This is a genomic window from Microbulbifer elongatus, assembly GCF_021165935.1.
GTDB classification, from domain to species: Bacteria; Pseudomonadota; Gammaproteobacteria; order Pseudomonadales; family Cellvibrionaceae; genus Microbulbifer; species Microbulbifer elongatus.
Window position 1 is genome coordinate 2,020,520 of sequence record NZ_CP088953.1, and the last position, 24,025, is coordinate 2,044,544.

General features: G+C 58.8%; 18 protein-coding genes. 17 read left to right on the forward strand and 1 reads right to left on the reverse strand.

Annotated features, from left to right (window positions below):
- Positions 1 to 3 precede the first annotated feature (3 nt).
- From LRR79_RS08350 to LRR79_RS08365, 4 genes are all read left to right on the forward strand, one after another.
- The gene (locus tag LRR79_RS08350) at positions 4 to 1,383 is read left to right on the forward strand and encodes a hypothetical protein (RefSeq protein WP_231759896.1); all 1,380 of its coding nucleotides are present in this window, start codon (positions 4 to 6) and stop codon (positions 1,381 to 1,383) included.
- A gap of 15 nt (positions 1,384 to 1,398) precedes the next feature.
- Positions 1,399 to 2,055, forward strand: coding sequence for an SOS response-associated peptidase family protein (locus LRR79_RS08355; RefSeq protein ID WP_231759897.1), 657 nt, complete (start codon positions 1,399 to 1,401; stop codon positions 2,053 to 2,055).
- Positions 2,056 to 2,200: 145 nt separating this feature from the next.
- The gene (gene trxA / locus LRR79_RS08360) at positions 2,201 to 3,055 is read left to right on the forward strand and encodes a thioredoxin (protein WP_231759898.1); all 855 of its coding nucleotides are present in this window, start codon (positions 2,201 to 2,203) and stop codon (positions 3,053 to 3,055) included.
- Positions 3,056 to 3,078: 23 nt separating this feature from the next.
- Positions 3,079 to 3,396, forward strand: a complete 318-nt coding sequence (locus LRR79_RS08365; RefSeq protein ID WP_231759899.1) for a Nif3-like dinuclear metal center hexameric protein — start codon at positions 3,079 to 3,081, stop codon at positions 3,394 to 3,396.
- Positions 3,397 to 3,485: 89 nt separating this feature from the next.
- Here LRR79_RS08365 and LRR79_RS08370 read toward each other — a convergent pair whose 3' ends face one another.
- Positions 3,486 to 4,022 carry an NUDIX hydrolase gene (locus tag LRR79_RS08370; protein WP_231759900.1) on the reverse strand — a complete coding sequence of 179 codons (537 nt, stop codon included), beginning with the start codon at positions 4,020 to 4,022 and terminating at the stop codon, positions 3,486 to 3,488.
- Between the two features lie 102 nt (positions 4,023 to 4,124).
- Between LRR79_RS08370 and LRR79_RS08375 the strand changes: the two genes are divergently transcribed.
- The 13 genes from LRR79_RS08375 (at position 4,125) to safD (ending at position 23,826) form a co-directional block, all read left to right on the forward strand.
- Positions 4,125 to 5,486 (forward strand): efflux RND transporter periplasmic adaptor subunit, encoded by a 1,362-nt coding sequence (locus tag LRR79_RS08375; RefSeq protein ID WP_231759901.1) that lies wholly within the window; start codon positions 4,125 to 4,127, stop codon positions 5,484 to 5,486.
- A gap of 33 nt (positions 5,487 to 5,519) precedes the next feature.
- A complete protein-coding gene (locus tag LRR79_RS08380; protein WP_231759902.1) occupies positions 5,520 to 8,699 on the forward strand; it encodes an efflux RND transporter permease subunit in 3,180 nt (1,059 codons plus the stop codon).
- Positions 8,700 to 8,772: 73 nt separating this feature from the next.
- Entirely contained in the window at positions 8,773 to 9,384 is a 612-nt protein-coding gene (locus LRR79_RS08385) for an NUDIX hydrolase (protein WP_231759903.1), read from the forward strand.
- 88 nt (positions 9,385 to 9,472) lie between these two features.
- Entirely contained in the window at positions 9,473 to 11,293 is a 1,821-nt protein-coding gene (locus LRR79_RS08390; RefSeq protein WP_231759904.1) for an ABCB family ABC transporter ATP-binding protein/permease, read from the forward strand.
- 203 nt (positions 11,294 to 11,496) lie between these two features.
- Entirely contained in the window at positions 11,497 to 13,239 is a 1,743-nt protein-coding gene (locus LRR79_RS08395) for a dipeptidyl-peptidase 3 family protein (RefSeq protein WP_231759905.1), read from the forward strand.
- Positions 13,240 to 13,408: 169 nt separating this feature from the next.
- The gene (locus LRR79_RS08400; protein ID WP_231759906.1) at positions 13,409 to 14,947 is read left to right on the forward strand and encodes a DNA-3-methyladenine glycosylase 2; all 1,539 of its coding nucleotides are present in this window, start codon (positions 13,409 to 13,411) and stop codon (positions 14,945 to 14,947) included.
- Positions 14,944 to 15,426, forward strand: coding sequence for a methylated-DNA--[protein]-cysteine S-methyltransferase (locus LRR79_RS08405; RefSeq protein ID WP_269455111.1), 483 nt, complete (start codon positions 14,944 to 14,946; stop codon positions 15,424 to 15,426). Before LRR79_RS08400 ends, LRR79_RS08405 begins: the two co-directional genes overlap by 4 nt.
- Positions 15,427 to 15,542: 116 nt before the next feature.
- Positions 15,543 to 16,064 (forward strand): gamma carbonic anhydrase family protein, encoded by a 522-nt coding sequence (locus LRR79_RS08410; protein ID WP_231759907.1) that lies wholly within the window; start codon positions 15,543 to 15,545, stop codon positions 16,062 to 16,064.
- 3 nt (positions 16,065 to 16,067) lie between these two features.
- Positions 16,068 to 16,310 (forward strand): DUF1289 domain-containing protein, encoded by a 243-nt coding sequence (locus tag LRR79_RS08415; RefSeq protein WP_231759908.1) that lies wholly within the window; start codon positions 16,068 to 16,070, stop codon positions 16,308 to 16,310.
- A 450-nt stretch (positions 16,311 to 16,760) separates the two neighbouring features.
- Positions 16,761 to 20,279, forward strand: a complete 3,519-nt coding sequence (dnaE, locus tag LRR79_RS08420) for a DNA polymerase III subunit alpha (RefSeq protein WP_231759909.1) — start codon at positions 16,761 to 16,763, stop codon at positions 20,277 to 20,279.
- Between the two features lie 238 nt (positions 20,280 to 20,517).
- Positions 20,518 to 21,474 carry an acetyl-CoA carboxylase carboxyltransferase subunit alpha gene (locus LRR79_RS08425; protein WP_222250417.1) on the forward strand — a complete coding sequence of 319 codons (957 nt, stop codon included), beginning with the start codon at positions 20,518 to 20,520 and terminating at the stop codon, positions 21,472 to 21,474.
- Between the two features lie 165 nt (positions 21,475 to 21,639).
- Complete coding sequence (locus tag LRR79_RS08430) at positions 21,640 to 22,434, forward strand: sulfite exporter TauE/SafE family protein (RefSeq protein WP_231759910.1); 795 nt, start codon at positions 21,640 to 21,642, stop codon at positions 22,432 to 22,434.
- A 24-nt stretch (positions 22,435 to 22,458) separates the two neighbouring features.
- Positions 22,459 to 23,826, forward strand: coding sequence for a sulfoacetaldehyde dehydrogenase SafD (gene safD, locus LRR79_RS08435; protein WP_231759911.1), 1,368 nt, complete (start codon positions 22,459 to 22,461; stop codon positions 23,824 to 23,826).
- The last annotated feature ends 199 nt before the right edge of the window (positions 23,827 to 24,025 follow it).

Consider the following 24,025-nt stretch of genomic DNA (forward strand, 5'->3'; position numbering starts at 1 on the left):
GTGGTGAAAAAAATAATCGGTATTCTGACGTTGGGGCTTGCGCTTGCCACACTGGTTGCCTGCGAACGCCAGTCTGATGAAGACAAACCCGCTCAGCAGTCCCCCTCCGCGCAACGGGGCGGGGCGCCCACCGAGGCCGCAACAGAACAGACGCCGGAAGCGGATGACGCGCTGGATGCACTGGCAGAGCAGTACGTGCGGTTGGTGCTGACGCTCGGAAATCACGACAAGAGTTATGTGGACGCCTACTATGGGCCGGCCGCATGGAGGGCGGAAGCCGGCGAGGACCGCGCTTCACCAGCGGAGCTGGCCAACCGCGCCGAGCGCCTGCTGGCCCAGTTGCCGGACGACAGTGAGCCGGCCGGCGATCTGCAGACCTTGCGCCGGCATTATTTGAAAACCCAGCTGAACGCCGTCGCTGCCCACGCCCACCATATTGCCGATGCCAGCTTCCGCAATTTCCAGAAAGAAGCCAACGCACTGTACGACACAGAGCCACCGGTGCAGCAGTACACGGACTTCGAGCCGGTACTCGCGGCACTGAACCAAGCGCTTCCGGGTGAAGAACCATTGCACCTGCGGGTGCAGGCATTCCGCGAGCAATACCGGATTCCCGAAGACAAACTGGAATCGGTATTCAAAGCCGCCATCGATGAATGTAAAAAGCGCACCGAGGCCTACATCCAGTTACCGCCGAAGGAGAGCTTCCGGCTGGAATACGTCAAGGACAAACCCTGGAGTGGCTACAACTGGTATCAGGGGGATGCCCACAGTCTGATTCAGATCAATAGCGGTCTGCCCATTCATATCGACCGTGCCGTGGACCTTGGTTGTCACGAGGGCTACCCCGGCCACCATACCTACAACGCCTTGCTGGAAGAGAAGCTGGTCAACGATCAGGGGTGGGCTGAATACAGCGTCTACCCGCTGTTCAGTCCCCAGTCACTGATTGCCGAAGGCAGTGCCAACTACGGCATTGAACTCGCCTTCCCCGGTGACGAGAAAACCCGCTTTGAAAAAGAAACACTCTATCCTCTGGCCGGCCTGGATCCCGCAGGTGCGGAAAAATACCAGCAGGTGCTGGATCTGCTGGCAAAGCTGAAGTTTGCGGAAAATATTGTCGCCCGTGAATATATCGATGGGGAAATCGATCGCGACGAAGCGATTGAGCGCTTCCAGAAGTACACCGCCATGAGCCCGGAAAAAGCCGCCCAGCGGGTAAAATTTGTGGACACTTACGGTGCCTACGTCATCAACTACAACTGGGGCAAGCAGCTGGTAAAAGAGTATGTAGAGAATGGGACAGGTTCACAGGATGAGCGCTGGGAAAAAATCGCGCGCCTGCTGTCCTCTCCACGCCTGCCTTCGTCTTTGAACTGGTAATTTCGGAGAGCGACGATGTGCAGCGTATTCGACGTCGATGACGATGCGGGTGTCGAGCGCTTTCTCGAGGAGTACGGGGTCCACCATCCCCAGAATATGATCTTCGGGCGCCGCCGGCGCCCCACCACCAAGGTTAGTATCGTTACTGCGCGATGCGGTGAACCGGAAGTGGAGAATGCCATCTGGCACCTGTATCTGGAAAAATCCACCGATGGCTGGAAGCCCCACAAAAAATACTGGTCCATCAACAGTAATTGGAAAAAACTCGGCCAGCGCCCGGAGTACCGCAAATCCCGCTGCCTGATTCCCGCCACTGCCTGGGTGGAAAGCCAGCACGGCAAGAATCCGGTGGAGTTTCGTTTCGATCGACCCTTCTTTTTTTGTGGCCTGTACAAGACCTGGGGAGACGTGTTGAGTTGCTCGATCATTACTCTGGCGGCGCACCCGGATACGGCACGGTTTCACGAAAAAAGTTTTCCCATGATTGCGCCGCTGGACTCGGCGTTCGTCACCCGTTGGCTACAGGGTGGTGAGGATACCCAGCCATTTGAGCCTTACCTGCATCCGGATATTCGGCTGGGTGAATCGGACCTGCTGGTGCAACCGCTGAACAGAGCCATGCAGTTGGCGTATACGGGGGAAGTACAACGGGTCGATCGGTATAGTCCTTAACCGGTGGTCTGCTTTCCGTGCGCGCTTTACCGATGGGGTGGGGAGGCGCAAAGTCCGCCGAATCAGGTATCATGCGCCCAATTGATGGCCGCACCCGGATGTGAACCGAATCGGGCGGCCTGCCAGTAGAACACTAGGAGTAGTCGTGGAAGAGTATATCGTCGATGTAACCACCCAGAACGCACAACAGGTTCTGATCGAAGAGTCCATGAAGCGGCCGGTGGTGGTGGATGTATGGGCCGAGTGGTGCGAGCCCTGCAAGCAGCTGATGCCGGTGCTGGAAAAGCTGGCCAAGGAGTACGCCGGTCAATTCCTGCTGGCCAAGCTCAACGCGGATACCGAACAGGCGCTCGCGGGTCAACTCGGGGTGCGCAGCCTGCCCACAGTGATGGTGCTGAAAGATGGCCAGCCGGTGGACGGCTTTGCCGGTGCCCAGCCGGAAAAAGAAATCCGCGAAATGCTGGACAAGTACCTGCCGAAGGCCTGGGAGCTGCAGTTCCAGCAGGCGCAGAAGCTGGTGGGAGAAGGCGAGCTCGACGAAGCGCTGCCGTTACTGCGCCAGGCCTACGGGGATTCCGGGGAGCGCGCGGATATTGCCAAGCAATACGCTGCGGTGCTGCTGGAGAAAAACCGCACCAAGGATGCGGAAGAGGTGCTGGGCAAAATCCTGATGGCGGATCAGGATTCGGACTATCAGCAGCTGATGGCCCAATTGGAGCTGAAGCTGGAAGCGGCGGATTCCCCCGAGATCAAGGCCCTGCAACAGGCGCTGGCGGAAAACCCGGAAGACAGTGAGGCGGCCTACAAGCTGGCGGTGCAGCTCAGCCAGGCAGACCGCCACGAAGAGGCGCTGGAAATCCTGTTGAACCTGTTGCGCAAGGATCTGGGCTTTGCCGATGGCGCTGCCAAACAGGTCTACCTGGATATCGTCAAGGCGCTGGGTGCCGGTGACCCGGTGGCCACCACTTATCAGCGCAAGCTGATGACGCTGATGTTCTGATCGCTGGATGATAAGAAGGCGATATGTACAAACTGTGCTTTTACATTCCCGAATCACACCTGGAGCCGGTGAAGCAGGCGATCTTCGCCGCCGGCGCCGGGCGTATCGGTGACTACGACAGCTGCTGCTGGCAGGTGCTCGGCACCGGCCAGTTTCGCCCGCTGGATGGCAGCCAGCCATTTATCGGGCAACAGGGCGAGGTGGAAAAGGTATCCGAATATCGGGTGGAAACCGTCTGCGCGGACGACGTGGTGGATAAAGTACTGGCGGCAATGCGCGGCGCTCATCCCTACGAGGAGCCGGCGTTCGATCTGTGGAAGCTGGACGACCGCTGCGGCTAGCATTTCTGTCATCCCGTCATCCCGTCATCCCGTCATCCCGTCATCCCGTCATCCCGGCGAAGGCCGGGATCCAGTTCCGGAGCGCAAGCTCACAGCTTGCGCTCAATCACCCCCCGGTGCAGCCCAAAGGCCCCTTTTTCCCGATCGCTGAAATAGTGTTTCAGCGTCTGCGTCATCACCGGAAATGCCATCTCTTCCCAGGGGATATCCCCCTCGTCAAACAGTGCCACCTCCAGTGATTCCGGCCCGGCACCGAAGTTGGTGTCGGTGAGTTCGCCACGGTAAATCAGGTACACCTGGTTGATATGGGGAATGTCGTAAACGGAAAACAGCTCGTCCACACGCAGGTTGGCGCGGGCCTCCTCCCAGGATTCACGCAGTGCACCCTGCTCGCTACTCTCGCCATTTTCCATAAACCCCGCAGGCAGGGTCCAGAGTCCGTAGCGGGGTTCAATGGCGCGTTTGCATAGCAATACCTGATCCCCCAGATAGGGCAGGGTGCCGACGATGACCCGGGGGTTTACGTAGTGGATGGCCCCGCAATCGTGGCACAGGTGCCGGGGGCGGTCGTCCCCGGCGGGGATCTCGAATACAACGGTGTGGCCGCAATGGCTGCAAAATTTCATGGCGCAAGTATACCCTCGGTCGCAGGGAGCGCCAGTCTGTCCGCCATCTTCCTTCTATAGTGGTAAGTAGGATTTTTGTGCGGTAGCGATGGCTGATTTTCCATGGCGCGTTTTCTCGTTTTTGTGATTGCCATTCTTGTGTCGGCCTGTGGCAAGCAAGAAGAACAGGCCAAGCCCAAACCGCCCCCGGTTGAAGTACTGGCGGTGCGCGCGCATCAGGTGGTCCCCCGTTACGAGTATGTCGGGCGGGTGGAAGCGACGGATGAATACAAGGTGCGCCCCCGGGTAGAGGGGTATATCGAGACGCGCAATTTCGTGGAGGGGCAGCTGGTACAGAAAGGCGAGCTGCTGTATCAGATTGATCCCAAGCCGTTTATTGCGGCGCTGGATAACCAGCGCGCCAACCTGGCACAGGCGCGCTCGGCCCTGCAGGTGGCACAGCGCAATTACCGGCGCGGCAGAGAGCTGATTAAAACCGGCGCCATCAGCAAGATGCAGATGGATGAGCTCACCGGCAATTTCGAAGAAGCGGAATCCAAGGTGGCCGCGATCCAGGCGGATGTGGAATCCGCCCAGCTCAATCTTTCCTATACCGAAATCCGCGCTCCGCTGACCGGTCTTATCGGCCGCACGGAGTATACCGAGGGCTCCCTCGTCGGGCCCAGCACTGAACCGCTGACCTCTATCGTGCGCATGGATCCGATCTACGTCACCTTCGAGGTGCCGGAGAACCGTCTGTTTGCGGTACAGGAGGAAACGGAGCGGCGGCGTCAGCAGGGCTTGGCGCCGGTAAAACGGGAAGTGCGTATCAAGCAGCCGGACGGAAAGCTTTACCCGTACCCGGGTCTGGTGGTGTTTGTGGATAACCAGATCGACCAGGCGACCGGTTCCGCGCTGGTGCGGGCGCGCTTCCCCAACCCCGAGCGCCTGCTGGTACAGGGGCAGTTCGCCCGCGTCGTGATCAGCGTGTTTGCCGGCGCCGAAGCGGTCAAACCGCTGGTGCCCCAGGCGGCTGTGCTCGAGGATATGCAGGGGCATTTCGTATACGTGATCGACGACAAGAATATTGCCGAGAAACGTTTTCTCAAACTCGGACAGCGGGAAAACGCGCTGTGGGCGGTGGAAGACGGCCTCAAACCGGGGGAGCGGATTGCGGTCAATGGTCTGCAGCGGATCAGCAATGAGCAGCCGGTAGCACCGCAGAATGTGGCATTGGATCCCTATAAAGGCATCAAGACCGAGCGCCCTCCCACCCAGACCAGCCCAGTGACCGAGTTCCGTGAAGGCGAGGTTTCTCCCCGGGAACGCCGCCAGTCCGGCGCGTCCGGCACCGGCTCTGATCTGCAGCAGATCGAGGCGGAAATGCGGGATGGCAGCGGGCAGAAATTACCGGAGCCGGACAGTGAACACGGCGACCCCCTGGGGCAGGAACAGGAACCGGATGCCTATTTTGATGGCAAGTAATTTTCCTGGCCCCCGAATCAGGGGGGTGACGCAATGATCAGTGCGACGTTTATCCGGCGTCCGCGTTTTGCGCTGGTGATCTCGATCCTGATCACCCTGGCAGGCGTGCTGTCGCTGCCGCTGCTCCCCATTGCCCAGTTCCCCGACATCACCCCACCGACTGTCGTGGTAACCGCCTCCTATCCCTGCGCCAGCGCGGAGGTGATGCGCGACAGTGTTGCCGAGCCCATCGAGGCACAGGTGAACGGGGTGGAGGGCATGAAATACATGTCGTCCACCAGCAGCAATGACGGCACCTATACCCTGACCGTGACCTTTGAAAGCGGTTATGACGGCGACATTGCCCAGGTCAATGTGCAGAACCGGGTACAGCAGGCGACACCGAGCCTGCCGGATGAGGTGACCCGCAGCGGGGTCACTGTGGAGAAAAAGTCCAACACCATATTGCTGGTGGTCAATCTGCTGTCAAAGGACGACAAGTTCGACACACTGTTTCTCGCCAACTATGGCGACATCTTTGTCAAAGATGAGCTGTCTCGGATCGATGGGGTCAGTGACGTACAGATTCTTGGGGCGCAGAATTACGCCATGCGCCTGTGGTTGAATCCGGACAAAATGGCCGCCCTGGATGTCACCGCGAATGATGTGATCGCGGCAATCCGCGCGCAAAACCTGCAGGTGGCCGCGGGCAAAATCGGCGCGCCACCCATCAAGCAGGATCAGCAGTTTCAATACAGCATTCTCGCCCAGGGACGTCTGGAGAGCGTCGAGGAGTTCGAGAATATCAGCATTCGTTCCAGACCGGATGGCGGTATTGTGCGGATGCGGGATATTTCCCGCGTGGAACTGGGTAGCCAGAGTTATAGCGCCTACGGGGAACTGGATGGACAGCCTTCCGCGGTAATGGCGATCTATCAGTTACCTGACGCCAACGCCTTGGATGTGGCGAATAAAATCCGCGAAAAAGTGGATCAATTGGCGCGACATTTCCCGGAAGGCCTGGAATCGGAGATCATCTACGACACCACCGGGTTTGTAAAAGCCTCCATTGAGGAAGTGGTGGAAACACTGGTCATTGCACTGTTGCTGGTGATCCTGGTGGTGTTCGTGTTCCTGCAGGACTGGCGCGCCACACTGATTCCCGCCATCGCCATTCCGGTGTCACTGATCGGTACCTTTGCGGTGATGCTGGCGCTGGGAATGACCATCAATACGGTCACTCTGTTTGCGTTGATTCTCGCCATTGGCATTGTGGTGGATGATGCCATTATCGTGGTGGAAAACACCCAGCGCCTGCTGGGAGAGGGACTGGAGCCCAAAGAAGCGGCCATGGAATCCATGCGCGAGGTTACCGGCCCGGTCATTGCCACTACCGCTGTGCTCTTTTCCGTGTTTGTGCCGGTGATGCTGATGCCGGGGCTGACCGGGAAAATGTATCAGCAGTTTGCCTTTACTATTTCGATCGCGGTTTTTATTTCCTCTGTAAATGCCCTTACTCTGAGCCCCTCGCTTAGCGCTGTTCTGCTACGGGCACCGACAGGAGAGGGCGAGCACGGTGAGAAACTGACGGGCGTATTCGGATTTTTCAACCGCTTTTTACAGCGTGCGACCCAGTTTTATATGCGTATCGTGCGCTTTTTCGTGCGCGTGCCGCTGCTTGGGATTGCCACGATTGTTGGTGTCGGCGTGCTGTGTTTCGTTTTATTCCGGGTGGTGCCCACGGGATTTATTCCCAATGAGGATCAGGGATACTTCATGATGAACGTGCAGCTTCCCGATGGTGCCTCCCTGAAGCGTACCGCGCCGGTAGTGGAAAAACTGAGTGCGGAGATCAACAAGCTCGACGGGGTCGCCCATGTGATGGCAGTGCCGGGCTACAGTCTGCTGTCCAACAGTCTCGCATCCAACACCGCCTTTATGATTGTGATTCTGCACCCCTGGGAGGAGCGGGCCGCACCGGCACTCAATCAGTTCGCGATTCTGGACAAGGTTCAGAAGCTGGGTGCGGCGGTACCGGAAGCGCAGGTACGCGCCTTCCCGGTGCCCGCGTTGCCGGGGCTGGGTACCATCGGTGGTTTTGAGTTTGTGCTGGAAGACCTGCAGGGGCGAGACATTCAGGAGCTGGCGGGGGTGCTCTACGCTTTGCTCGGTGCGGCAAATCAGCGCCCGGAAATTGCCCAGGCGTTTACCACCTATCAGGCTGCATCGCCGCAACTGGAACTGCACCTGGACAAGGACAAGGCGCATATTCTCGGTCTGCAGCTTTCCGATGTCTATCTCACCCTGCAGACTTATCTGGGCAGTTACTACGTCAATGATTTCAATCGTTTCGGTAAAGTGTTTCAGGTGCTCGCCCAGGCGGATGCGGAGTACCGCGACAGCGAAGAAGATCTGAGTGGCTTTTTTGTGCGCGCTAACAGTGGTGGCCTGGTACCGGTCAGTTCGGTTGCCGAGGTGAAACCCATCGTCGCGCCGCAAACGGTACAGCGGTACAACCTGTACAACAGTATTACCATCAACGGCGCCGCTGCGGCGGGGTACTCCAGTGGTGAGGCCATGCAGGCCATGGAATTGCTGGGGAATCACTTGCCCGAAGGTTATGGTTACGAGTGGACCGGGTCGAGCCTGGAAGAAATCAGCGCGGGCAACCTGGCGCCCATTCTGTTTGCACTGGCGATCGTATTCGCATACCTGTTTCTGGTGGCGCAGTACGAGAGCTGGAGCATTCCCATCGCGGTGCTGCTCGCGATTCCGATTGCTATCGGCGGTGGCCTGCTGGCCAGTTTTGTGATGGGGCGCGACAGCGACCTTTACACACAGATCGGGCTGGTACTGCTGATTGCGATGGCGGCCAAGACCGCGATTCTGATGGTGGAATTTGCAGTGTTGCAGCGGGACACCGGACTATCCGTGGAAGAATCGGCGCTGCAGGCCACGCGTCTGCGCTTTCGCGCGGTGCTGATGACGGCACTGGCGTTTGTGCTGGGTATTTTTCCTCTGGTGATCGCTACCGGTGCCGGCGCCGCCAGCCGCGTGTCCCTCGGCCTTGCGGTATTTGGTGGCATGCTTGCTGCAAGTATTTTCTCTACTTTCCTGGTGCCCATCTATTACGCGCTGGTGCAATCCCTGCGCGAGAAAGTGAAAGGCGGCCACCAACCCATGGATAAAGGGCAGGGCGAAAGCAAACCGGTGCACAAGCCGGATGCTGGCTGATTCTCTGAACGGGGGTGGGATTCGGTGTATAGTGAAAAAGATACCGTGAGCTGGAGGCAGCACTCAAACAGCCATGTTGAAAACCATAGAAAAGAAATTTTCTGCAGTCAGGGATGAGCTGCAGGCACGGGTTCCCCAGGGGCCGGATTTACACGGCCACGCGGCGGTTCTGCTGGCGCTGACGGACGAGCCCGACCCGCAGGTCATTCTGACGCTGCGCTCGCAGCAACTATCGAGTCATTCCGGGGAAGTCTCCCTGCCCGGTGGGCGCTGGGATGATACTGACCCCTCTCTTGAATACACCGCACTCCGCGAAACCCATGAAGAGATCGGCCTGCCCGCGGATCAGGTGCGTATGCTTGGCCCCCTGTGGACCCGGACTACACGCTGGCAGGTGGAAGTGACGCCCTGGCTCGGTATTGTACCCGCCGATGCGCCGCTGACGCCCAACCCCGGTGAGCTGGACGCCATTTTCCGGGTGCCGCTGGCCTGGTTTTTCGATGATCCACGTATCCGTACCGACCGTATCACCATCGACCAGACCCGCATCTACCTGCCCGCCTATGAATACGAGGGTTACGAGATCTGGGGGTTCACCGCCGGGGTGCTGACGGAATTTCTGGTTCGGGTACTGGATGTCCCCATTGGTCGCCGGGACGACGTGCCAGTCCGGGCCCTGAGCTAATGCGCTACTTGTAGGAGCCTTCAAGGCACCTACAGAAAGTGCGGGCCACGGTCAGGTATACTGCGCCTCTGAGTTACCGAGACAGACCATGCCCAGACCCAAGTCCGCCGTCGCTCTGCAAGATGTCCACTGGAGTGCGCTCAAAACCCTGTTCCCCTATCTGCTGGAGTTCAAGCGTCCGGTTATTCTGGCGCTGCTGTGCCTGGTGGGTGCCAAGGCCGCCAGTGTCGGGCTGCCTTTCCTGCTCAAGCATATTGTCGATGACCTGGACGGTGCCGGCGGTGTCGCGTCGGCCATGGCGTTGCCACTGGGGCTGCTGCTGGCCTATGGCTTTGTCCGGTTTTCCTCGGTGCTTTTCGGCGAGCTGCGGGACACGATTTTCGGGCGCGTGACCGAGCGCGCCCAGCGCCGGGTCGGGCTGGAAGTATTTCAGCACCTGCACCGGCTGGATCTGGATTACCACCTGAATCGCCGTACCGGTGGCCTATCTCGGGATATCGAGCGGGGCAATTCCGGCATTGGGTTTCTGATGCGGTTTATGGTGTTCAACATCGTGCCCACACTGGTGGAAATCCTGATGGTGGTGGGGTTGCTGTGGTGGAATTACAGCGTCAGTTTTGCGCTGCTGGTACTCGGTGCTGTCGCCGCGTACATCGGCTTCTCGGTGGTTGCAACGGAGTGGCGCACGGGATTTGTTCGGGAATTGAACCAGGCGGAATCCCGCAGCAGTAGCCGCGCAGTGGACAGCCTGCTGAACTACGAGACGGTAAAATATTTCGGCAACGAACAGCACGAAGCCCGCCATTACGATCGCGAGCTGGCCACCTGGGAGAAAGCGCGACGCAAGAACCGACTGTCCCTGCTTGGACTGAATGCGGGGCAGGCTTTGATTATCGCCGCGGCCATGTGTGGCGCCATGGTCATGGCCGCTGTCAATGTCACCCGCGGCGACATGACCATCGGTGACTTTGTGCTGATCAATGCGGTGATGATGCAGATTTTCATTCCACTCAATTTTCTTGGTTTTGTGTATCGCGAAATGAAAGGTGCACTGGCAAATATCGAGAAAATGTTTTCCATTCTCGAAGTGAAGCCGGCCATCGAGAATGCGCCCAGGGCCAGTGAACTGGATATCCAGCGGGGCGCCATCGAATTTCGCGATGTCCATTTTGGTTACACCCCGCAGCGGGAGATTCTGAAGGGGGTCAGCTTTCGTGTGGCGCCCAAGCAGAAGGTAGCGATTGTGGGAGCGAGTGGCGCCGGTAAGTCCACCCTGTTCAAGCTGCTTTTCCGGTTCTATGACGTCGACCGGGGCAGTATTCTGGTGGATGGACAGGATGTGCGCGAGGTCTGTCAGGAGTCTCTTCGCAGCGCCATCGGCGTCGTGCCGCAGGATACGGTGTTGTTCAATCAGTCCATTCTGGAAAATGTGCGCTATGGCCGTGTGGATGCCACGGACGACGAAGTCCGGGAAGCCATTCGCCACGCACAATTGGACAGTTTTATCGCACAGCTTCCCGAAGGCGTGCACACCACCGTCGGTGAGCGCGGCCTGAAACTCTCGGGGGGCGAAAAACAGCGTGTTGCCATTGCCCGCGCCATTCTCAAGCATCCCCCGATTATGGTATTTGACGAGGCGACCTCCAGTCTCGACAGTCATTCGGAGCAGGGCATTCTGCACGCCCTGCAGGAGATCGCCAGGGAGCAGACCACTCTGGTGATTGCGCACCGCCTGTCTACCGTGGTGGATGCGGATCTGATTCTGGTAATGGATCAGGGGCAGGTGGTGGAGCAGGGGAGCCATCGGGATCTGATCGCGGCAGAGGGGCACTATGCCACACTGTGGCGGATGCAGCAGCAGGAAAGGGCGGCACAGATCGGGGAGGACGCGACGCCGCAGGTTACCTGATGCCTCTCCTGTGGCACCCGAAAGCATACTTTGGCGCCATATGTTTTTCTCTGCCGGAAAGGTGCCACGTATTTTTCTATCCTTGCCCATAATTGCAGTCAAATATCCGGCGCCCGCCCGGTGAAATGGCGCGCCTGGACATCTTTCGTGGCCACAATTAATGTGGCTCGCGCTATCCAATAAAACAACAGGCAGGAACCTGAATGAAATCTGCATTTTTTGCCGCATCGGCTCTGGCGCTGGCCATGGTTGCCGGCTGTTCTTCTGACGAAAAATCCACCGCTACTTCGGAATCCGCAGTACCCGTAGAGAGTACTGCACAACAGGGAGCCGACGCCGGGCAGAAAATGGCTCAACCGGACACCGGTCCCCAGGCTGGTGGTATTGCAAAAGGCGTGGACCCTTCCCGCTTCAACATTTACGCGCCGGTGGAGTTGAATGCAGATCTCTCCGCCCTGTCTGACAACCAGCGTCAGATGATCGGCAAGCTGATCGATGCCAGTAAAATCATGGATCAGCTGTTCTGGTTACAGTCCTACGGTCCGGCCCAGGAGCTGCTGAGTGGCATCGACGATAGCGCCGCACGCAAGTTCGCCGACATCAATTACGGCCCCTGGGATCGACTCAACGACAACAAGCCGTTTATTGAAGGCTACGGTGACAAACCGCTGGGTGCCGAGTTCTACCCGGAAGACATGACCAAACAGGAATTTGAGAACTGGAAGCAGCCGGGGAAAGAAGGCCTTTACTCACTGGTACGTCGCGACAGTAACGGCAAGCTGATGCTGGTGCCATACAGCGAGGCCTACAAGACCGAGCTGGAGAAAGCCTCTGCGCTGCTGCGTGAAGCGGCGGAGCTGGCGGAAGATCAGGATTTTTCCGCCTATCTGAAACTCCGCGCCGACGCGCTGCTGGACGACCAGTTCCGTGACAGCGATATGGCGTGGATGGATATGAAAGACAACCGCATCGACGTGGTGATCGGTCCCATCGAAAATTACGAAGATCAACTCTTTGCCTACCGCACAGCGTACGAGTCCTATGTGCTGCTGAAAGATATGGCGTGGAGCGAAAAACTGTCCAAGTTCGCCGCCTTCCTGCCAGAGTTGCAGCGCGGCCTGCCGGTAGACGACAAGTACAAGGCGGAAACCCCGGGAACCGATTCCGATCTGAACGCTTACGACGTGCTCTACTACGCAGGCCACAGTAATGCCGGCTCCAAGACCATCGCCATCAACCTGCCGAACGACGAAGAAGTCCAGCTGAAAAAAGGTACCCGCCGCCTGCAGCTGAAGAACGCCATGCGCGCGAAGTTCGACCAGATCCTGGTGCCCATCAGCGGCGTGTTGATCGCGGAAGACCAGCGTAAGCACATCACCTTCGATGCCTTCTTCGGTAACACCATGTTCCACGAAGTGGCCCACGGCCTGGGCATCAAGAAAACCGTCACCGATGGCGCCAATGTGCGTCAGGCCCTGAAGGAAACCTCGTCCGCGCTGGAAGAGGGCAAGGCGGATATCCTCGGTCTTTACATGATCACCAAGCTGCACGAAAAAGGGGAGATCGAAGAAGGTGAACTGATGGACAACTACGTCACCTTTCTCGCCGGTATTTTCCGCAGCGTCCGCTTCGGTGCCGCCAGTGCCCACGGCAAGGCCAATATGATGCGCTTCAACTTCTTCAAACAGGAAGGCGCGTTTACCCGCGATGAAGCCACCGGGCAGTACAGTGTCGACTTCGACAAGATGCAGGCGGCGATGACCAAACTGTCAAACCTGATCCTGACCATCCAGGGTGACGGCGACTACAAAAAGTCCAAGGACCTGCTCGATAATATGGGCGTGGTCGGTGCCGAGTTGCAGGCGGATCTGGATCGACTGAAAGACGCCAATATTCCGGTGGATGTCACCTTCATTCAGGGTAAGGAAGTGCTGGGTATCCAGTGATACGGTTTGCGTAAATCGTGCAAGGCGGGCCCCGGTGGCCCGCTTTTTCGTTGTGGGAAGATTGTGGGAAGAGTGTTTGTGGCACCTGCCAGCCAGTTCCGAATCTGACTAGTCTGTGGGCGGTTGGGCCCATACACTGGAGGGCACATACACCACCAGTGACCCGACCGTGCGACCTGATCCAGACCTATGCCACAGTGCGCGCCTCGCCCGCGACAAGCGCTTTGACGGGCGCTTCTATACCGCGGTGAAGACCACCGGAATTTTCTGCCGCCCCATCTGCCCGGCGCGCCCGCCGCTGGAAAAGAATGTGGAGTATTTCGCAACCGCCGCAGAAGCGGCAGCGGCGGGGTATCGTCCCTGTCTGCGCTGCCGGCCCGATGCAGCCCCCGGAAGTCCGGCCTGGGGACTGGTTTCCACCACCGTGCAGCGGGCGCTGAAACTGATGCGCGGGGAGAGGGAATCTCTGTCCGTCGAGCAGCTCGCCGCACGTCTTGGTATCACCAGCCGGTATCTGCGCAAACTTTTTTCCGAGCATGTAGGGCTCAGTCCGCTGCAGGTGTGGCAGACGGAGCGGGCGTTGTTTGCTTTCGGCCTGTTGCGGGATACCAGTCTGCCGGTGGGGGACATCGCCTTTGCCGCGGGTTTCAATAGCCTGCGACGCTTCAATGGGGTATTCAAGGAGATCTATCAACGTACGCCGAGCGAGGTTCGTCGCGAATCGGCGTCAGCGAAGCCCCGCGAGCGGGGTGTCAAATCTATCCGGTTCTATCTGAGCTATCGGCCCCCGTTTGACTGGCCGGCGCTGCTTGCGTTCTTTGCTGCGCGTACCCTCCCCGGTGTGGAGCAGGTGAATATCGCCGATGACCCGGAGCGGGGGGAGTACCAGCGCAGTTTCGAGCTGCTTGGCCAGCGCGGCCTGTTGCGGGTGGCGCACGAGCCGGAAAAAGGGCGCTTGCGGGTTAGCGTGTACGGCGACGGTTGTGGTGCGGTGCTCTATCCCCTGCGGGAGAATCTGCGCCGCCTGTTTGACCTGGATGCGGACAGTGATCAAATCCGCGGTCATCTGGAGGCGGACCCGTTACTCAAAGAGGTATTGAAGACGGCGCCCGGGGTACGCCTGCCAGGTGCCTGGGATCCGTTTGAGTACACGCTGCGTGCGATCCTCGGCCAGCAGATTTCGGTGGCCGCGGCCACCACCATTGCCGGGCGGGTGGCGAGCCGCTACGGCGAGCCATTCAGCGGGCCCGAGGGAGAGCCGCTGTTGTTGTTCCCTACTGCGGAGCAGCTGCGCGACGCGGACTTCTCCGATATCGGTGTCACCCGCGCACGGGCTAACACCCTGCAGACGTTTGTTGCGGCCACATTGAATGGCGAAATCGATTTCACTGTGCCGGATCTCGAGACATTCTGCGAGCAGATGACCGCACTCCCCGGCATCGGCGACTGGACCGCCCATTACACCGCCATGCGCGGCCTCTCCATGCCGGACGCCTTTCCCGCATCGGACCTGGGAATCCTGATCGCCCTGGGTAAAGCCGAGGGCGGCGAGGAGCGCAAGGCTACGCGGAAACAGGCCCTGGCCCGCGCCGAAGCCTGGCGTCCCTGGCGGGCCTACGCCGCACTGTTGCTGTGGCAGTCCCTCAAGGCCAAACCTCAAACGAAACCCAAACCTAAACCCAACCCGAATAAGAGGTCTTGCAAGTGATCTGCTACGAAATCTACCCCAGTACCTTTGGTGAACTCGGTATCGCTGCCAGTGAATCCGGGCTGGTGGGTATTGACCTGCAGGCGGGCAAGCGACCGCTGCCGGTGCGGGATGGTTGGCAGCGGGGGGCGAGTGCATTGACGGACAGGGCCGCCGAGCAGCTGGCCGCTTATTTTGGTGGTGAGATTCAGGCGTTCGATCTGCCACTGGACGCCGGCGGTACTCCGTTTCAGCAGTCCGTGTGGCGGGCGCTCTGCGCCATCCCCTATGGCGAGACCCGCAGCTACCGGGAACTGGCGGCGGCGATCGGCAATCCCAAAGCCGTGCGCGCGGTGGCGCGGGCCAACGGAGCCAATCCGCTGTCGATCGTGGTGCCCTGTCACCGGGTGATTGGCGCAGATGGCACGCTGACGGGCTATGCGGGCGGGCTGGAGATGAAGGCGCGCCTGCTGGCATTGGAGGGGGCGTTGATTGGCTGACCTGTCCGGCTGGTCAGGGTGGTTCTAGGGTGGCAATCGGGGGCCTTGGGCGGGATAATGCCGGGCTGAATTTCACCCCTTTTCCGCTTTTACTCACACCATTCCTGGGAGGTTAAATGCTGTACAGGTTGGGCGATAAGCAGCCGACCCTTGAAGGCGAGGGCCATTACATTGCGCCCGGTGCTCGGGTGATTGGCGATGTGCGGATGCTGCCCCACAGTTCGGTGTGGTTCAACGCGGTGATCCGCGGGGACAATGACCGGATTACGATTGGTGAGCGGGCGAATATCCAGGACGGTTCTGTGTTGCATACGGACCCGGGTGTGCCATTGACGGTGGGCACTGGGGTGACGGTGGGGCACAAGGTGACGTTGCACGGCTGCCAGATTGGTGAGTATTCGCTGGTGGGGATGAATGCGGTGGTGTTAAACGGGGCCAAGATTGGTCGCTGTTGCATTATCGGGGCGAATGCGCTGGTGACGGAGAATGCGGAGGTTCCGGATTTTTCGCTGGTGCTGGGGAGCCCGGGTAAGGTGGTGAAGACGCTGGATGAGTCGACGTTTGAGTTGCTGAAGGCGAGTAGTGAGATTTATGTGGCCAACGGTCGGCGGTTTGCGGAAGAGTTGGTCGAGGTCTGATTGATGGCCGAGAGTGATTGGAGCAAGGTGAAGGACAAAGAGCCGGAGGCTGCGTTTGCGTTTCCGGTGAAGTCGCCCTGTGTTTCCGTTTGTGCATTGAATCGCGATGATATCTGTGAAGGGTGTTTTCGTTCCGGGACTGAGATCAGTCAGTGGGGGCGGATGTCTAACGCTCAGAAAAAGCAGGTATTGAGTTTGTGCCATGAGCGGGCGGTGGAAATGAAGCGGGTATGGTGGTCGGACTGACCGTTTGTGGTCCGTTTTTTTCGGCTCTCTGGCGGCGGATCAGCAGGTACGAGTTTTCAGGACTGCTGTGAACCCATCCCTGGGCGCTGCGGCGCAAAGTGTCCGGCCGCTTCAACGCGGCGCCTGCGGCCCTGTTTGCGACGCTCCTGAAAACTCGTACCCGCTGCTCCGCCTTCGCTTCGGCTACAGTACTCCGTCAGAAATTATTGGGAATCAGGCTGTCTCGAACTGCTTGGGCTTACGAAGTAAAAAATTACCAGAATTGCACTAAGCACCGAGGGGCGGTAAGCCCTTCCGGGACCTTCGCCGACAGGGATGTCGGCGCAGAGCTACATGGATGTACTCCCGGGGGGCGCCTAGCTCGTGTCCCGGAAGGGCTTACCGCCCCTCGGTGCGTTCCCGGAACAGAGCTCCATAAAACCTCCGGGCTAAAATTAAATAGAACAGAATATGACCCAACCCTTCGTACATTTAAGAATCCACACCGAATATTCCCTGATCGACGGCCTGGTGCGTATCAAGCCATTGGTTGCCCGTGTTGCCGAGCTGGAGATGCCGGCGGTGGCGATTACGGATCAGACGAATTTCTACGGCCAGGTGAAGTTTTATAAAGGCTGTATGGGCGCCGGGGTGAAGCCGATTACCGGGGCCGATTTCTGGTTGAAGGAGGGTGGGGAAGAGCAGCCTACGCTGTTGACGCTGTATGCCATGAACACCACGGGCTACCGCAATATTACCGAGCTGATTTCCCGCGCCTGGATGGAAGGGCAGTACCACGGGCATGCATTCGTGGAGCGGGAGTGGATCGAGGAGGCATCGGAAGGTGTGTTGATGCTTTCCGGGGCCAAGTATGGCGATGTGGGCCGGGCGTTGATTGCCGGGCGGAACGCGCAGGCGGAGTCCCTGGCGCAGGAGTGGGAGCGAATTTTCCCGGGGCGTTACTACCTTGAACTGCAACGTACCGGACGCTCAGGGGATGAAGAGTATTTGCACGCGGCGGTTGCGCTGGCGGGCAAGCTGAATCTGCCGGTGGTGGCGACCAATGATGTGCGGTTCCTGGAAGACAGCGAATTTGAAGCCCATGAGGTGCGGGTGTGTATCCGTGAGGGTCGTGCGCTGGATGATCCCCGCCGGGAGCGTCGCTATTCATCCGAGCAGTATCTGCGCACACCGGAAGAGATGCAGGCGCTGTTCAAGGATATTCCGGAAGCTCTGGAGAACACGGTGGAAATTGCACGCCGTTGTTCCGCGCCGATCCAGCTGGGTAAATACTTCCTGCCACAGTTCCCGATTCCGGAGGGGATGACGGAGAACGAGTTCTTCGAAAAGATTTCCTTCGACGGTCTCTACGAGCGCCTGGAATTTATCCTCGACAAGAATGCGCCGGATTACGAAGCGCGTAAGAAAGTTTACGAAGACCGCCTGCGCTTCGAGCTGGATATCGTTATCCAGATGGGGTTCCCCGGTTACTTCCTGATCGTGATGGACTTTATCCAGTGGGCCAAGGATCACGATATTCCGGTGGGCCCGGGGCGGGGTTCCGGTGCGGGTTCGTTGATTGCCTACTCACAGAAAATTACCGACCTGGATCCGCTGCAATACGACCTGCTGTTCGAGCGATTCCTGAACCCGGAACGGGTTTCCATGCCCGACTTCGACGTCGACTTCTGTATGGAGAAGCGGGATCAGGTCATCAGCTACGTGGCGGATCATTACGGCCGCGACGCGGTGAGCCAGATCATCACCTTCGGTACCATGGCCGCGAAGGCGGTGGTGCGGGATGTGGCGCGGGTGCAGGGCAAGTCGTACGGGCTTGCGGACAAGCTCTCGAAAATGATTCCGGCGGATCCGGGGATGACTCTCGCCAAGGCGTTCGAGCAGGAAGAAGTGCTGCGGGAGTTCCTCGAAAACGACGAGGAAGGCCAGGAAATCTGGGAGATGGCGCTGCAGCTGGAAGGTGTGGCGCGGAACGTGGGTAAGCACGCCGGTGGTGTGGTGATCGCTCCCACCAAGCTCACCGATTTTGCCCCGCTCTACTGTGACGAGACCGGTGCGGGTCTGGTGACCCAGTTCGACAAGAACGACGTGGAAGACGCGGGCCTGGTGAAGTTCGACTTCTTGGGGCTGCGGACCCTGACCATCATCGACTGGGCCAAGGCGATGGTGGACGAGCAGCGCGCACGGGAGGGCAAAGAGCCACTGGTGATCGAGGCGCTGCCCCTGGACGACCCCGAAACCTACGCCATGATCAAGCGCGCTGAGACTACCGCGGTATTCCAGCTGGAATCCCGGGGTATGAAGGACCTGATCAAGCGCCTGCAGCCGGACAACCTTGAGGATATGATCGCCCTGGTGGCCCTGTTCCGCCCGGGCCCGCTGCAGTCGGGCATGGTGGACGACTTCATCAACCGGAAACACGGCCGCGCGCAGGTGGCCTACCCGGATGCGAAGTACCAGCACGAGAAACTCAAGCCGATCCTGGAGCCCACTTACGGGGTAATTGTTTACCAGGAACAGGTGATGCAGATCGCCCAGGAGCTCGCAGGCTATACCCTCGGCGGCGCGGACATGCTGCGCCGGGCCATGGGTAAGAAAAAGCCCGAAGAGATGGCCAAGCAGCGTGCCACCTTTGAGCAGGGAGCGAAAGAGCAGGGGGTAGACCCGGATCTGGCGATCAAGATCTTCGACCTGGTGGAAAAATTCGCCGGCTACGGTTTTAACAAATCCCACTCCGCCGCCTACGCCCTGGTGTCTTACCAGACCGCCTGGCTGAAGGCGCACTACCCGGCGCAGTTTATGGCCGCGACCATGTCTTCGGATATGGACAAGACCGATAAGGTGGTGACCTTTATCGAAGAGTGCCGGGCCATGAAGCTGGACCTGGTGCCGCCGGATGTAAACCTGGGTACCTATCAATTCTCAGTGGATGTGGATAACCGCATTATCTACGGTCTCGGTGCGATCAAGGGGCTGGGTGAAGGCCCCATCGACAATATTATTGCTGAGCGTGAACAGAATGGACCCTTTACCGATCTGTTCGATTTCTGTTCCCGTATCGACCCACGCAAGGTGAACAAGCGCGCGCTGGAGGCACTGGTGCGCTCCGGTGCCCTGGACAGCATCGGCCCGGATACTCACAGCGCGGACGGTCTGGATTATTCCCGCGCGGTGCTGTTTAACGCGCTGGATGAGGCGGTGAAGTCCGCCGAGCAGCAGAGCAAGAACGACAGCGCCGGTATGATGGATCTGTTTGGCGAGGTAGTACGCTCCGCATCCGACGGGGATGTGTACGAGGATTTCCGCAGCGCCCGTCCGTGGAGTATTCGCGAGCGCCTTGAAGGGGAGAAGAACACCCTTGGCCTGTATCTCACCGGGCACCCCATCGATGAGTATGAGGATGAGCTGAAACATCTGGTGAAGGCGCGCATCGCGGATCTGAAGCCGGGTCGGGAAAACCAGAAGGTGGCCGGCCTGTGTGTGGGCATGCGGGTGATGAAGACCAAGCGCGGCGATTCCATGGCGATTGTGACCCTGGATGACCGCAGTGCGCGGATCGAGGCGGCGGTGTTCAGCGAGGCATTTGGCGAGCACCGGGAAAAGCTGGTCAAGGACGCGCTGTTGGTGCTGGAGGGCTCTATCTCTCACGACGATTACAGTGGCGGTCTGAAGATGAGCGTGAACAGTGTGTCCACGCTGGATGACCTGCGCAGGGGCAGTGTGATCGGGGTGACCCTGAAGATCGACAGTGCCCAGGCGTTGCCGAAGATGGGGCAGCGTTTGAGTGCCTGCCTGCGTCCCTATGTGGGCGGCTCCTGTCCGGTGCTGGTGGAAGTGGAGCGTAGCGACGCTCGCGGCACATTCCGCCTAGCGGATGAGTGGAAAGTGGAGCCAAATGACCAGCTGATCCAGTCCCTGCGGGAGGTGATCGGCCGGGAGCGGGTACAGCTCAACTACAATCAACGGCAGTAATTTTTAGTGGTTGGCTGTTCGAAAGATTTGGTGGCGGTGAGGTGCCGGGGCGAGTATTCAGGCTATCCGGTACTGTCGAAATTTCGTCAAGTGAACGCATGCACTCGACTGAGTGGTCCTATCCCGGTAAGCTAGCCGCCATTTTCAGTAGACGAGGCCTGTTTGCGACCGTTCGGGGTAGTTTGGTCGCATTTTCCAACATTTGGCAGGCCCACAGAATTATCAAGGCGCGAATTAAATGAACTTCAGTTTTCTCGAGTTTGAACAGCCGATTGCGGAACTGGAAAGCAAGATCAAGGAGCTTCAGCACGTCGGGGACGACAACGATCTGAACATTGCGGAAGAGATCACCCGTCTGCGGGAAAAGAGCGAGAAGCTCACCGAGTCGCTGTATTCCGACCTTTCTCCCTGGCAGATCGTGCAGGTGGCCCGCCACCCGCAGCGTCCTTACGCCAAGGACTATATCGAGCGTATTTTCACCGATTGGGATGAGCTGCACGGCGACCGTCACTTCGGCGACGACAAGGCGATCATCGCGGGTATCGGCCGCCTGGAAGGCCGTCCGGTGGCGGTGATCGGTGAGGAGAAGGGCCGCAGTGTCAACGAGAAGGTGAAGCGCAACTTTGGTATGCCGAAGCCCGAGGGTTACCGTAAGGCACAGCGCGTCATGGAGATGGCGGAACGCTTCAAGATGCCGGTGCTGACCCTGATCGACACTCCGGGGGCCTATCCGGGTATCGACAGTGAGGAGCGCGGTATCTCCGAGGCGATTGCGAAGAATCTCGCGGTGATGTCTCGCCTGCGCACGCCGATCATCTGTACGGTGATTGGTGAGGGCTCTTCCGGTGGTGCGCTGGCGATCGGTGTGGGTGACCAGCTGAATATGCTGCAGTACTCCACCTACTTTGTGATTTCGCCGGAAGGCTGCGCGAACATTATCTGGAAGACTGTGGAGAAGGCGCCGCTGGCGGCGGAGGCCATGGGGGTGACTTCCAGTGTGCTCGAAGAGCTAGGCATCGTGGATGAGACGCTGCCAGAGCCGCTGGGCGGTGCGCACCGGGACCCGGATCTGATGGCGGCGCGCCTGCGGGATCGTCTGTCAGAGCAGCTGGACAAGCTTACCGCTGTGCCTCTGGATGAGCTGCTGGAAAAACGCTACCAGCGCCTGATGAGTTACGGCAACGTGGTGAGCTGAAACCAGTCGCTGTTTGTGGATATAAAAAGACCGGCATTTATGCCGGTTTTTTTATGCTCGCATCCTTTCCTGTCCTTAAATGACCAGCTTCGGGCCTGCGACTACTGGGTTTGACCCTGTCCCGCCGCGTAGACTGGCGACTTCTGATAATCCGAATAACCATCATTGTCGAGGTCTGCGTTGGGGGAGCTGGGGGAAGTATTCAGTCTGGTTTCCAGTCAGGTCTCTGGGGTGACACTGGCGCTGTTGCTGCTGGTGTGTGTGGCCAGTGCGTTTATCTCCGCGGTCACTGGCGGCGCCGGCGGTATCCTGATGTTCGCCGCGCTCAACGTGGTGATCCCACTGCGTGCCCTGGTACCGATTCACGGCGCGGTCCAGCTGATGAATAACCTCGCACGTGTGGTTTATGTGCGCGAGCATATCCGCTGGGACCAGTGCATTCCGTTCTTTGTCGGTTGCACCCTGGGTTCCGCCGCCATGACGCTGGGGCTGGCCAATCTCGATTGGCAACAACTGCCACTGGTGCTGCTGGCGGTTTTGATTTTCTACACGGGGTTCAAACCAAAAAAGCTCCCGGAAATCCGCCTCAAGCCGCGCAATTTTTTCTGGGTAGGCATTGCCACCGGCACCCTGGGTATTGTGGCCGGCGCCGTAGACCCGCTACTGGCCGCGTTCTTTGTGCGCAAGGATATGACGCCGAAAGAAATCGTGGCGAACAAATCCGTCATGCAGGCCTGGTGCCACGCGCTGAAAGTGCCGGCATTTATTTATCTTGGCTTCGCCTTTTCCGAACACCTGGGGCTGATTCTGCTGCTGACCATCGCCGCGGTGGTCGGCACCCGTATCGGTATTGCTCTGTTAAACCGGATCAACAGCCACGTCTTTTTCAATCTTATGCGTGCGGCACTATTGATTGCCGGTGCGCGCATTGTTTATCAATTAGTTGCCCCTGCGGTATAGACACAGTAAAAGTAGGTACACACCATGGCCGACTATCAGATTATCAACCCGTATAACGGCGAACAGATCGAAGCCTACGATTTCCACAGTAAAGAGCAGGTGGAGCAGTCTATCCAGACCCTGGTTGCCGGCCGCGAAATCCAGCAGACCACCCCAGCATTCGAACGCTCCGGCATTCTGATGAAGCTCGCCCAGCTGATACTGGAGCGCAAGGAAGATCTGGCGCGCCTCATTTGCGAAGAAACCGGGAAAACCATCAGCGACAGCCGTATTGAAATTGACCGCGCCTACAACACCGCCCTGTCCAGCGCCATGGAAGCCCACAATATTAACGGCGAAGCGCTCGACTCCGATGCCTTCCCGCCCATGCGCGAGAAAATCGGTGTGGTTCTGTGGAAGCCCCTCGGCACCGTACTGTGTATCACCCCGTTCAATTTCCCCGTCAACATTGCCGTGCATAAAATCGGCCCGGCCTTCGCCGCCGGCAACACCATTCTGTTCAAGCCGGGCCCGCAGAACAAACGCTCTGCAGAATTGCTGGTCGAACTCTGCTACCAGGCGGGCATGGAGAAATCCGTGCTGCAGATGCTGATCCCGGATATCGAAGCCACCAGTTACGCTGTTTCCCACCGGGAAATCCAGGCCATCAACTTCACCGGCGGCACCGCAGCGGCCAACGCCATCGCCAGGAACGCCGGCTATAAAAAAATGCTGTTCGAACTCGGCGGCAACGACCCATTGATCGTCATGCCCGACGCCGACCTCGACGCCGCGGTCAACGCCACCATCAATCAACGCTTCGCCACCGCCGGTCAGCGCTGCACCGCCGCCAAACGGCTGTTCGTGCACAGCGACGTATTTGACTCCTTCAGCAACAAACTCATTATCGCCACCTCCAATCTCAACGTCGGCGATCCAATGCAGGACGACACCTTCATTGGCCCACTGATTCACACCGCCGCTGCCGACGAAGTGGAGGCGCGCATCGAATCCGCAGTAAAAGCAGGCGCTCGGGTACTGTATGGCCACAAACGCGAAGGCAATATCCTCTGGCCAACCATCCTCGACAGCGTCCCCGACGACGCAGAACTGGTTGCGGACGAAACCTTCGGCCCGGTAGTGCCGCTGCGGAAATTCGACGATGAAGCGGAACTGATCTCGCTGATCAACAGCTCCCCATTTGGCCTGCAGGCCGGCGTATTCACCCAAAACCTCGCCCTTGCCAAACGCCTCTACAACCAACTGGACGTAGGCCTGCTCGCCGTCAACGACGGCCCGGGTTTCCGCGCGGAGCACTTCCCCTTCGGTGGTGTAAAAGAAAGCGGTGTGGGCCGGGAAGGTGTGAGTTACGCCATCCGAGAAATGAGCTACCAGAAAACATTGGTGATCTAACCACTACGAAGCCAGATGGTGAAATCGAAGTCAGAAGTCTGAATCGAAGGTCGGGCGCTGGGTAGTAGCTTTCAGGAGCGTCGGCGACATGGACGTCGCCGACGCAGCGTACAGAGACGTATTTACAGCGGTCCTGAAAGCTACTACCCAGTGGCCGGGCGCCACTAGGAGTGCTACGAAGTACAACGGACCTCCCTGC